The organism is Neochlamydia sp. TUME1 (assembly GCF_000813645.1).
Lineage (GTDB): Bacteria > Chlamydiota > Chlamydiia > Chlamydiales > Parachlamydiaceae > Neochlamydia.
This window is the reverse complement of the sequence record NZ_JRXI01000089.1, coordinates 1-10804: the sequence shown is the minus strand read 5'-3', so window position 1 is coordinate 10804 and position 10804 is coordinate 1. Positions and strand designations below refer to the sequence as shown.

11 protein-coding genes are annotated in these 10804 nt (G+C 35.9%); 6 read left to right on the top strand and 5 right to left on the bottom strand.

The window, feature by feature from the left end; genetic code table 11:
• Positions 1–116 precede the first annotated feature (116 nt).
• Positions 117–731 (bottom strand): DedA family protein, encoded by a 615-nt coding sequence (locus tag DB41_RS03960; RefSeq protein WP_039384576.1) that lies wholly within the window; start codon positions 729–731, stop codon positions 117–119.
• A 333-nt stretch (positions 732–1064) separates the two neighbouring features.
• Here DB41_RS03960 and DB41_RS03955 point away from each other — a divergent pair, with 333 nt between their 5' ends.
• From DB41_RS03955 to DB41_RS12220, 3 genes are all read left to right on the top strand, one after another.
• Positions 1065–1664, top strand: coding sequence for a LemA family protein (locus tag DB41_RS03955; protein WP_039384575.1), 600 nt, complete (start codon positions 1065–1067; stop codon positions 1662–1664).
• A gap of 74 nt (positions 1665–1738) precedes the next feature.
• The gene (locus DB41_RS12225; protein ID WP_238578420.1) at positions 1739–2407 is read left to right on the top strand and encodes a M48 family metalloprotease; all 669 of its coding nucleotides are present in this window, start codon (positions 1739–1741) and stop codon (positions 2405–2407) included.
• Positions 2305–2727, top strand: coding sequence for a M48 family metalloprotease (locus DB41_RS12220; protein WP_306459957.1), 423 nt, complete (start codon positions 2305–2307; stop codon positions 2725–2727). Before DB41_RS12225 ends, DB41_RS12220 begins: the two co-directional genes overlap by 103 nt.
• Positions 2728–3463: 736 nt before the next feature.
• On the opposite strand, the gene DB41_RS03945 is transcribed toward DB41_RS12220, so the two are convergent.
• Positions 3464–3925 (bottom strand): DoxX family protein, encoded by a 462-nt coding sequence (locus tag DB41_RS03945; protein WP_039384573.1) that lies wholly within the window; start codon positions 3923–3925, stop codon positions 3464–3466.
• A 499-nt stretch (positions 3926–4424) separates the two neighbouring features.
• Here DB41_RS03945 and DB41_RS03940 point away from each other — a divergent pair, with 499 nt between their 5' ends.
• The 3 genes from DB41_RS03940 (at position 4425) to DB41_RS03930 (ending at position 8316) form a co-directional block, all read left to right on the top strand.
• On the top strand, positions 4425–4616 hold the full coding sequence (locus tag DB41_RS03940) for a hypothetical protein (RefSeq protein WP_039384571.1): 192 nt from the start codon (positions 4425–4427) through the stop codon (positions 4614–4616).
• Between the two features lie 110 nt (positions 4617–4726).
• Positions 4727–7159 carry a hypothetical protein gene (locus tag DB41_RS03935; RefSeq protein ID WP_155117573.1) on the top strand — a complete coding sequence of 811 codons (2433 nt, stop codon included), beginning with the start codon at positions 4727–4729 and terminating at the stop codon, positions 7157–7159.
• Positions 7160–7371: 212 nt separating this feature from the next.
• A complete protein-coding gene (locus DB41_RS03930; protein WP_039384567.1) occupies positions 7372–8316 on the top strand; it encodes a hypothetical protein in 945 nt (314 codons plus the stop codon).
• Between the two features lie 90 nt (positions 8317–8406).
• Here the strand turns inward: DB41_RS03930 and DB41_RS03925 are convergent, their stop codons facing one another.
• The 3 genes from DB41_RS03925 to DB41_RS03910 all read right to left on the bottom strand — a co-directional run.
• On the bottom strand, positions 8407–8934 hold the full coding sequence (locus tag DB41_RS03925; protein ID WP_052243875.1) for a DUF2937 family protein: 528 nt from the start codon (positions 8932–8934) through the stop codon (positions 8407–8409).
• Positions 8934–9878: a cation diffusion facilitator family transporter gene (locus DB41_RS03920; RefSeq protein ID WP_039384566.1), complete on the bottom strand. Its 945-nt coding sequence runs from the start codon at positions 9876–9878 to the stop codon at positions 8934–8936. The genes DB41_RS03925 and DB41_RS03920 overlap by 1 nt, the downstream gene beginning before the upstream one ends.
• A 279-nt stretch (positions 9879–10157) precedes the next feature.
• The coding region (locus tag DB41_RS03910) for a UPF0236 family transposase-like protein (protein ID WP_039384562.1) at positions 10158–10804 on the bottom strand (647 nt) is incomplete at its 5' end.

The window sequence follows — 10804 nt, the reverse complement described above, 5'->3', positions numbered from 1 at the left end:
CCTTATCGTTTCCTAAAGAAATTAGATGTTAGACAACGTAAGAGCTCAAGAAAATTATGTGAAAAATTAATTCAAAGCTAAATTTTGCATTCTATTCTAGACACTATGCTAAAAAATCATTGAGTCACTGTTTTGCTTTTATCACGACGTTTGCTTAGCCATATAATTAGTAAAATAGATATTCCTGCTATAATCAATTCTAAGGGATGATCATCTAAGAAGCAGAGAACGCAAGACCAGTAGGGACCGAAAAAATAACCAATGGAAAGAAAGACTGTAGCCCATAAAAAAGCCCCGCTATAAGCGAAAAGAGCAAAGCTCGTATAAGTAAGTTCTGTCATCCCAGCGAGCACGCCAGTAAGATGCCTCACGCCAGGGATAAAATATCCAAAGGTAAGAGTCCACTTTCCAAGATATTCATACCAATCGTGTGCTTTTTTTAAGCGCACTTCATTGATACCAATCCACTTACCATACTTTTTAATAATAAAATGACCTGCTGTCTTTCCTAACATATAGCTTAAGGTAATGCCACACATAGAGCCTAGATAGGCTGCCATAAGAGTGGGAATTGTATATAAATGCCCCTGATGAATCATAACTCCTGAGATAACCATAAGCGTTTCATCAGGAATCGGCAGGGCGACAATTCCAAGTGCAAGCAAAAAGAAAAGAGCCATGCTTCCATATTCTAATAGCCATAGAGAAAAGGTATCGTTCAAATATTCCATGAGTTTGCAAGGGTAATGTATAATGTTCGTGGGATACAAGCTTAGCTAAAATTAACTTTTTTACCAAAGTGTAATGCTAAATAAGCCTATAAAAAGCAAAATTAACGGCATTATTGATAGAAAGATAAATATTTTACTCCCCTTCCCTATATTTGATTAGAAGCAGTAAAACTCGATTTCTGGTCTTTCAAAGAGATTAAAGATATAATTATCTTGCTTTCTTTATTATAAGTAGCTTATGAATGTACCTTAGTTACTACTCTCTTAAAGAAGAAACGATTCATTATATTATAGAATTTATTTTAAATTAAATATTGTAAAGGAGATGAATGTATGTTGATAACTATTGGTGTTATTATTGCAATCCTTGCTGTCATAGCTCTCTCATTAATAGGAATTTATAATAGGCTCATTGAAACGCGTAACCAGGTAAGAAATGCATGGAGCCAAATCGATGTTCAGCTGCAGCGTCGCTATGATTTAATACCAAATTTAGTAGAGACGGTAAAAGGTTATATGGGATATGAAAAGTCCACTCTAGAAGCCGTTATTGAAGCTAGGAGCCAAGCCTCTGCTATAAGAGAGCAGATAAAAAAAAGTGGATTACCATCCCACCAAGCCATGAAAGAACTAATGAGCACTGAAGCCAGTCTTAAAGCAGGTTTAGGAAATATCTACGCTTTGGCAGAAAATTATCCTCAACTTAAAGCTAGTGATACCATGCATAATTTACAAGAAGAACTAAGTACAACGGAAAATAAAGTAGCTTTTGCTAGACAAGCTTATAACGATCAAGTATTAGCTTATAATAATATCCAACAAAAGTTTCCCGCAGCTCTTATCGCTACCTCTTTAGGCCACCAGCCTGCTGAACTATATGAGGCAGAGTCTGAAGAATCTAAAAAAGCTGTAAAGGTTTCTTTTTCTTCTTAGACAAAAAAAATTAAATTTACTTTAAATTTGCCAACCTACCCTAAAAGCAAGTCAAGGATGAGGATATAGTTTGTATGGCTATAAACTTTTGGGAAGCTCAGAAAAAAGCGCGTTCAAAAACAAAACTATATTTAGGCCTTTTTTTAGCGCTCACACTTTTAATTTCCACATTAGTTGAATATACGATGCGCAATTTAGCTAAAGATAGCTATCATCCTCCTATTCCTTTACTAGGTTTGGCCTTCTTAATTATCACCTGCGGTATAGCCTTGGTAGAATATAGCCATTATAAGTTGCAGGGAGGCGCCTATGTAGCTCGCTCCTTAGGTGCTCGACTTATAGATGAGCACACAAATAATCTGAAAGAAAAACAGCTGTTAAATATTGTGCAAGAAATAGCTATAGCTTCTTCGTTGCCCGTACCTCCCGTTTACATATTACCAACAGACGCAATTAATGCTTTTACAGCGGGTCTCACACCTGAAAACGCAGCCATCGCTGTTACCAAAGGATCATTAGATAAACTGACTCGAGAAGAACTACAAGGGGTCATCGCTCATGAATTTGGCCATATTTATAATGGTGATATAAAGATTAGCATGCGCCTTGCTGCTATGGTAATGGGCTTTTTTTATGCTTTATATATTGGAATGCGCCTCCTTCAATTTACCTCTCATTCAAGAGAAAGAAGGAAAAAAAAGGAAATAATCCTGTCGTTATTGCAGCTCTTCTTATATTTGTAGCGGGAGCCTTAACTTGGATTATGGGCTCTATTTTAAAAGCAGCGGTAAGCCGTGAACGTGAATATTTAGCAGATGCTTGTGCTGTACAATTTACTAGAAATTCCGCTGGTATTATTCAAGCACTTATAAAGATTGAGAGAGCAGAAGATGAAAAAATGCCTTTAAAAGGAATGGCTTATTCTCATCTATATTTTAATGATAGAATGAGCTTAAGCAGTTTATTCTCTACCCATCCACCTATAAGAAAAAGAATAGTTGCCCTTGAAGGAGAAGAATATATACCTATAGAATGGCGCCATGCTAAAATTTTAGATCATTAAAGATATAGCTAAAATTTAGTTACTAATGAATTATTCGATGACTTTCCTATTATTATTTTTTAAGAAGGATTTACACGCCTTCATTTATTGGTTTTATTTAAGTTAAGCACACATGTTAGAAAAGTAAGAAATACGCTTTTAAAATCCTTGGCAGTAAGAAAAGGTCTACAGCTTAAGACTGATTCCCCTCATCTTACGGTTTTTCTAATATTCTAAAGGCCTTTCATACGTTTTTGAGCAGCTTTTTATGCAGTCCTATTTTTTAACATAAACTTATCTTTAGGAAGAGAGTCTGCTTTTAAAGATCCGATTCTCTTTTTAAGCTATATACGACTATAGCTTCTTTGTACAATGCATTTTCTCAACGCTCTTTTCTTCCAAGAGAAAGAACAGTCAACGTCAGTCAAGGTAAAAACAAAATATTTTTATTATAATCCCTATTCCTGCCTAATTTTTTATAAGCTGAAGAAACGTAACGAGAGATAGATTCAAGAGGCCTACATCCAAAGCCTTGAAACCTTCAATTCCTTAGAAAAATTATAAGAGATTTTTTATAAAGTTTTGATGAGGCAACTTTTATTAAGATAGCTTCTTTTCTTAAAAAGCTATCCCCGCCTATAGGAAAATCTTTCCCTTTTTAGATTCAAGGGGGCATCATTTAAACTAGCCAAATGCTCACTCTAAATAGAAGAACTCTTGACATTCTTTAAATTTATCCCCTTTTTCTAAACTTTCTCTATTTACAATTTTTTTCAATCAAGGAGTCCCCTGAAGCTTTACCTGGGCCAAAAATCAAAATAATCATACTAGCAACCAAATAAATAAATGCAAGTTGGGTAAGAAGCTGCTCAGGTGCGCTATAGATATTTAACAAAGCATCATAATGAGCAGTGTAAAGAGCAACAAGCATTACTATAGACAAAGCAAAAGCTGCTAATCTTGCTCCCAAGCCTAAAAATAAGCAAGCTCCTCCTACTAGTTCAATTAAGCTAGCAGCATACGCATTAAAAAGAGGATAAAGAATACCTAAGCTAGCAAAAGCTTCAGCAGTACCATAGATATTCTGAAGTTTTCCTAGGCCGGCCCAAAAAAATGACCAGCCAAAATAGATACGGACGAGTAGCAAAAATACTGACTGTAAAGTAGCCGCAGCTTTATTAAATTTTAAATAAAAGTTTCTTATAATTAAATTTTTCATAATTACTCTTGGTAAAGTGTTGTTTGGTCATTAAGGGCTTCTTGCTGTTTGCTCAAATATCCACTCATAGCTATAGAAATCTATCATCTATCTCTATTCGAAAAATAATGATTTTACCGAATATCAGAAAAAATTAAAGGAATAATAATGATTCTATTAACTTTTGTGGATAGCCTTTAATTTCTCCTCGCTTCAATCATGCCCCTCTAGAGAAAATACCTTTTGTAATCTTAAGGAAAAGTTTTATCGCTAAATCTACAAAACAATTTTATTTTAAAGCCTATCTTCCTAAAGAAACTTTAAATTGTCTCCTCCCCTGTATAAAAAATTTCCAAATGGCTCCCCTCTTTTCTGCTTTTCATGCAATAAAAAATTTTGCCTGCTACAGTGTCCATTTTTAAAAGGCAGCCCTTATTGAATAATCTTTTTAGAAAAAAATTGAAGTAAATTTAAAAGCCTGCTTTATTAAGACAAATTACCAGCTAAAGGCTAAATTCTTATGTATCCCTCCAAAATTATAGATAAAATCAGCCTTGTTATAGCGTTAACAGCGCTGTTTTTTAGCTTTATTCTTTTCTATCGCGAGACATTTGAAGCAAGGCAAAGTTTTGCAGCAGCTCTCATGCTAGCAGCTCTTGTCTGGTTATCCTACATCATGCTTCGTTGTCTCCTATTAGCCTTAAGAAAGTAGGTAAAAAAATGTTAAAATCATTCATCAGCTGGGCTCTCCTCTTGTGCAGTTCTTTCTCCCTGTTGGCAATAGAAACCTCTTGCACCTTTGACACAGAGCCGAAAACATACTTGAAAATTGAGCCCACTCAGCCTAAGCAACACTTAATAGTGCATAGTTTTACTTTGAAAAACATTTCTTCTGAGATCATCTCTGACCTGTTTTTATCTGTTAATATGGATAGGGAAGAGCAAAAACAAATAGGAATGCAACAGCTTGAAAAAGAAGGAAATTTTTGGGGATGGTGGCAAAAATACCAGCTAAAGATAGCAGAAAATGAAGCTTACTCCTCCTCTTTAGGGTGCAGTATAAACTTGCCGTGTAGAAAGGTGCCTGCTAGTAAGCGTCATTTACAAGAATTTTACTTTAATAATCACTGGCATCTCATAGACCAGAGGCGTCAATTAGGATATCTTGCTTTAGACAATCACACCCTTGCCGGTTATGAAGAGATTGCTGATGACCCTTTTTTGATGTTAAGGACAAAAGCTTCGGATCTCGAAAGTAAGTTTGATTTTTCAGGATCGAGTATGAATTTTGCTCATTTAGATATCTTTCCTAAAGAATTTGATGGCTTTGAGCCTAACGATGTAAGTCTTGGTATGCAATGGACAAACAAGTCCTCTACTTTATATCCCCAAGAAACTCTTACTTTCTATCATAATGGCCTTGTGAAACAAAATGTAATTTTAGCAGAACGTGCTTTACCTTCTTCTATTTTATATCTTACCTCTGCTTATCCTATCGTCCAGCTTATCAATCATACTTCCGAAGAGATCATACTTGAAGGCCAGAAGAAAATTATAACCTCTCAAAGTAAATATGATTTTGAAGTGCCTGTATGGACTGTAGAGATAAGAGCCAATGCCCCTACAGGAACCCTTACACTTGTGGGTCAAAATTGCGAAAAACACCTATGGACACTTGGATCAAATGTGGTGGACCTAGGAACAAAAAAAGATGTGGGCAGGACCTTGCTAACCGTCCATTATGATTTAGAAGTGAAGAAAAGCCCCGATGTTTGCATTGTCAACCCTAGCGCGCACTTTGATCATACATCTCCTTACTTTGAGTTATCTTCGCTTAGCAACTCAACCGAAAAAATATGGTGGCAAATATCTACGGATATCAATTTTGATTATCTTATTCCTAACTTTCAACGTATAGAAGATTTTAAAAATAGAGTGACGATTGATAAGCTAACTGATACTTTTTTTAATTCTCAAACAAATTACTACTTTCGTGTTAAAACTTTGCAAGATAGCTATTGGAGCGAGTGGTCAACACCCTTTAAATTTACTGTTGATAAGCCTGAACCTATTGCTCGCCCGGTGTTTAAAAAAATAGATGAGAAAGAATATGAAATTAGTTGGGAACCATCCGAATTTTCAGATACCCAATATCATATTTTTGCCTCCAATGCTTTGGATTTCATTCCCTCTCTCTATACGCAAAAGCAGTTTAATTGGATAGATCAGGAGCAACAGTTATTTGATGAAGTCGATAATTGGATAATCTCCACACCCCATTGTTCTATAAAAATGGGGTCCGATTATGCCTTTTATCGCATTATCGCCGAAAGAGAAGGTCAATACTCTACACCTTCACCTCTTATTCGCGTGTATGATTATGAATTAGCTATTCCTCGTACTGTACTTCAAATCCCGCGCGATTCCTTACAAGAAGAAGCTAGAAGAACAGAGTTTCCTCCCCCCTATGTCCATCTATTAGTGCCTTTTCATCCCCCTATTTCCAAAAGCGCAAATGCTCCTTCCCTTTATCCTAACTATTATGTCCAACCCCCTCATATAGAACCAAGTATTTGGCTACAATTACAACCCTTTTTCCTACCTGAGAATCACCCAATTAAGCCTAAACTAGATCGTCTCTTTAGTAAACGCGTGACTCAAAATAAAGAGAGTTTGCAAAAAGCAGGATTCATGCAGCCCACTCCCATGCGCTTTAGCAAGACAATTGTAACAAGAAATAAGAATATTCCAGGGTTTATCTTTAAATTTTTTGGAGATGATCAAATAGAAATTAATGATTGGGAGCGTTGTTATGCACGTGTCGCGGGCGCTATTTCTATCCAAGAAGCGTTGAATCGGCATCATATTAATCACCTTTTTGTAGTTCCTACTAAATGGATATACCCTTTACCGGAGGCTCCCTATCCTTTAAAACAAAATAATTTACAAAGAAAAAATTTTATTGTTATAGAAAATGAAATTGATATCTTTTCCGGAAAAGAAAACAATAAAATGTGGAAAAGCCCTATAATTAATTGCCATACACTTTCTTGGATTTATATTCTCCTTCAAGAGCTAGGACTTAATGACTCTCCCTATAATTTTAACATGCCCATCGCTAAAGATAATAGAATTGCTTTTGTAGACACTGAACATCATCATAAATGGCCTGTACCTTTGAAAAAACTTTGGCAATTTTTATCTCCTCCGATGAGAGATTTTTGGAATCAGTTATGTGAGGAAAAAAACTTATAAAAAAGCTTTTTCCTTTGCATTTGCCTAAAAGTTTATGTCTTTAAAATTGTTAATTCTCTCAATTTCTCCTCCAATATCTATCTGTTTATCCTTCTGTCTTTTATGAAATAGCAAGCAAAAATAACTTTCTCTTAAAAATACTTATCTGTAATAAATAAATTTATAGCCGCTATAAGAAATTTGTTTATATATTTTTTTACAAGGTTGATTTTATGAATTCTCTATCATCTCCATGTTTAACGAGCTCGTCTGCCCAGTCTTCCACGCCAGAAGCTCATTCCCCAGGTCTCTTGCCTATTTCTTCTATTTCTGCAAGTGGACGCGATGCTATTAATCAAAAAATAATTAATTTAGTTAGGGAATTTAACGAATTAAATATGGCAAATAAAAAATTAAATAAAAAATATTGTGATTTAGAACAGGAAAAAGAAAAGTATAAATCGAAAAATAAAAAATTAGAAAATAAATATAAAACTCTCAAAATAGAAAATGATAAATATAGGACACAAAACGCCCAGCTAAGCCAAGAATGTACCACTATTAATACACTTTATCACTTACTTTTATCCTCGCCCGTTACCAATAGATTTAAAAAAGAGCATGAGACCTCAGGCGGAGATTTATTATTGCATTTTAATAATAAAATTAGCACTTTATGCAATAGAATTGAGCTGGAAGAAATAGGAAATAAAGAATTAAGTTTATCTAGCCAACAAGAAAAATTAAACATTTATATCCACATTTTCAACGAAATTAAAAAAGAAATCATCGAAAGTCTTCTTATGGACACCTTGATAGACATAAATACTAGAAATGAAAAAGAACCTATCCGCGATATGGATAGAAATGTATACATTGATAAATTTAACTTTATGTTAAGGAATTTTCGTAAAATGGGAAAACTTCTTCAAAGTTTAACGGTGAAGTTATATCCCCATGATCCCAGATTGCAAGCTTTGACTCGTTTTTATTATTGGGGCTCTGCCGAGCCTCAAGTCATCTACCTAGCTCCCGGCGACACTGAAAAAGAAATATTTGTGGCATCAAGTTCTACTACTGAAAGGCCTATCCATTGGAAATTCCAAGAAGTTGATACGCCCGAAAATATTATAAAAAAGAAAGAAAATAGCGACCACTCCTTTTCACAGCCTCTGTAACATAAAAGCTTAATAAAAAGGATTCCAGCGAATGCCACCTTAGGGATCCACCCAGAATTGTTTTTGCTATCACCTCGTTCAGTGAATTACTTATATACTGCTTTTTTCCTCAGCTTGATAGTAATATTCCCATAGGCCTTTAATAAGCTTGCTTAAAAGCCCATAAATAGCCACGCCCACAATAACCCCTATTCCTGCGTAGATAGCTCCTTCTGAGGTAAAGGAGATACCTATTTTATAAGATTGCCATGTTAATTTGGCAATTTTCCAATCACCATATTTAATAAATAAAAAAGGCTTAAAATAGATAGAAGCTTCCTGCAATGCTTGAAAGCTGTCATTGAGTGTATAGTAACGTTCAACCATATTATTCATTAAAGCACCTTGCAGCTGGAAATCCGTATCTGCGCTGTTTAAGAATTTTACGATATACTGCTGTAAAGATTTTCCTGTAACCGAGGCAGCGCTTTGCATTGCCTGCAGCTGAATTTTTAATTCTTCAACATGACCTAATAAATTCTGTTGATATTGTTGGATAAATAGGGGAAATTGAGAAAAAGCTAAGGCACCAATGACAGCAAACAATCGATCTATTAGACCTACTAAGCCCTTAAGCACTAATGATCCCCCGGATAATAAGGCTCTACATGGACGATGACATCTCTAACCGCTGGCCAAGCTTTTTGAATCTCGACACGCACATTTTGAGTAATTTGATGGGCTAACATTACAGACATATGAGGATCGACTTCAACATCAATGTTAATATGAGCATCCGGCCCATATTGTTGGATGCGTATTTTTTCTGTTTCTTCTACCCCTTCCACGCTTAAGGCAGCAGATCTTACCTTATCAAAATATTCTTTAGCAGGAATTTTATCAATAAGCTGATAAAGGTTATTTTTTGCAGCATATACTCCTATACCTATCATAAAGCATGCGATGGCTTGAGCCCCTAGATGATCAATTAAAGCACTTAAAACAGGAAAATAACTTCCTAAAATTAAGGCTAGGGCCGCTATTGCACTCGTGATACTATCCAAGCGATAATGCAAGGCATCAGCAGCTAAAGCAGGACTATTTTGCTTTCTAGCTGTTTTTATCACCAGGCGATAACAAATTTCCAGCAAAAAAACAGCCAGGGCAGGAATTATCCATGCATAAGCTGCTGCAGCCCGTAACTCGTTGTTATCTGCAAAAAGGTGAAAAAGTTGTTGAAAGAATGCCAGCAAGCCAATAAGAACTATGACTATGCCAATTTGCATTCCCACCAGAGGCTCGAAGCGCCCATGTCCAAAGGGATGGTTCTTATCTGGAGGTCGCTCAGCAAACTTTATAAAATAAATTAAAGAAATACTAAAAAAAACATCTACAAAACTTGAGATAGCATCAAGTGTTAAAGCAGAACTGGCAAAAGCCCATGCTCCCATGCTTTCAGCCCAGATAATAAGCAAACGTATATAAACCCCTCTTTTAGCAGAAAGGATAAGCTGACGATTACGTTCACGACGCGCTATGGATACATAGGAAGGAAGCTTAACGGGATCAGGATAATGGCTCATAATCTTAAAATATAAAGAATGGAGGATAAACGATAAAGAATTATATTCCTTCTCTCTGCCATGTGATTATAAAAAGTGCTTCTCACCCATAAAGGCGGATAAATTAGCTTACTACCGCATGTTATCGGATAAGAAAACATGCCAGGGCCTTTTGAACCATACCCTGAGCTGTAAGCCAACTCATTAACTTTTGTTTTCCCGCGCAAGTAAAATTGAATGCAGGGCTTACAAGATTTGTAAGTATGGGCTGGGTGTAAACAAAAGTGTTGGCAATCTTTTCTAAGCAGCAGCTTTGTAAGAATTCCAGTAAGCTTCCCAATAACCATTTAATCTACCTATTCTTAAGCTCAGCATCGCGTTAGCATTTTCTTTCTTCCACCAAGCTCCCGCTATCTTCAGCCTCTTTTGCACCACATGCCTATGGCTACTCTCTATCTCGCCTGACCCAATCGGTAAGCCTTTATCTAAAGCGCTTTTATAATTCATCATATCCAGTCTTTTTTCCATATATCTATAGCATCTTACTAAGCCATTTTCCTGCTCAGGATGATCTAGCGCCTTGAACTTAATTTCAATCTCTTTGAAAACTTCTCGGCTTTTTCCAGCTTTTAACTTTTCTTTACTTTCTTCTAACCACTTTATTGGCGCAAAAATATTGCACCAAATCGCAGCCTCGGATAAATATTCACATAAATGATAAAAATCAATTAAGTGGCCGCTTCGATTGCAAAACTTTAGTTTTATTTGTTCAGCTATCCAAGGCGCTCCATCACTTATAGCATGCACATAGCTGCCTTCTTTCAGACCCGCTATAAGAGCACATTCTAGCATCTGTTGACCTGCTTGTTCTGCCGTTCCAATACTACCAGCATAAAAGCGGTTGGCTCTGTCCTTGCCTCTTGCCAAACTTAGTTTGGCTTCTTTCC

Bases quoted from the DNA above. Each gene is read 5' to 3' on its own strand.
- DB41_RS12225 (WP_238578420.1), top strand. From the start codon at position 1,739: ATGGCTATAAACTTTTGGGAAGCTCAGAAAAAAGCGCGTTCAAAAACA.
- DB41_RS03945 (WP_039384573.1), bottom strand. From the start codon at position 3,925: ATGAAAAATTTAATTATAAGAAACTTTTATTTAAAATTTAATAAAGCT.
- DB41_RS03960 (WP_039384576.1), bottom strand. From the start codon at position 731: ATGGAATATTTGAACGATACCTTTTCTCTATGGCTATTAGAATATGGA.
- DB41_RS03955 (WP_039384575.1), top strand. From the start codon at position 1,065: ATGTTGATAACTATTGGTGTTATTATTGCAATCCTTGCTGTCATAGCT.
- DB41_RS03930 (WP_039384567.1), top strand. From the start codon at position 7,372: ATGAATTCTCTATCATCTCCATGTTTAACGAGCTCGTCTGCCCAGTCT.
- DB41_RS03940 (WP_039384571.1), top strand. From the start codon at position 4,425: ATGTATCCCTCCAAAATTATAGATAAAATCAGCCTTGTTATAGCGTTA.
- DB41_RS03920 (WP_039384566.1), bottom strand. From the start codon at position 9,878: ATGAGCCATTATCCTGATCCCGTTAAGCTTCCTTCCTATGTATCCATA.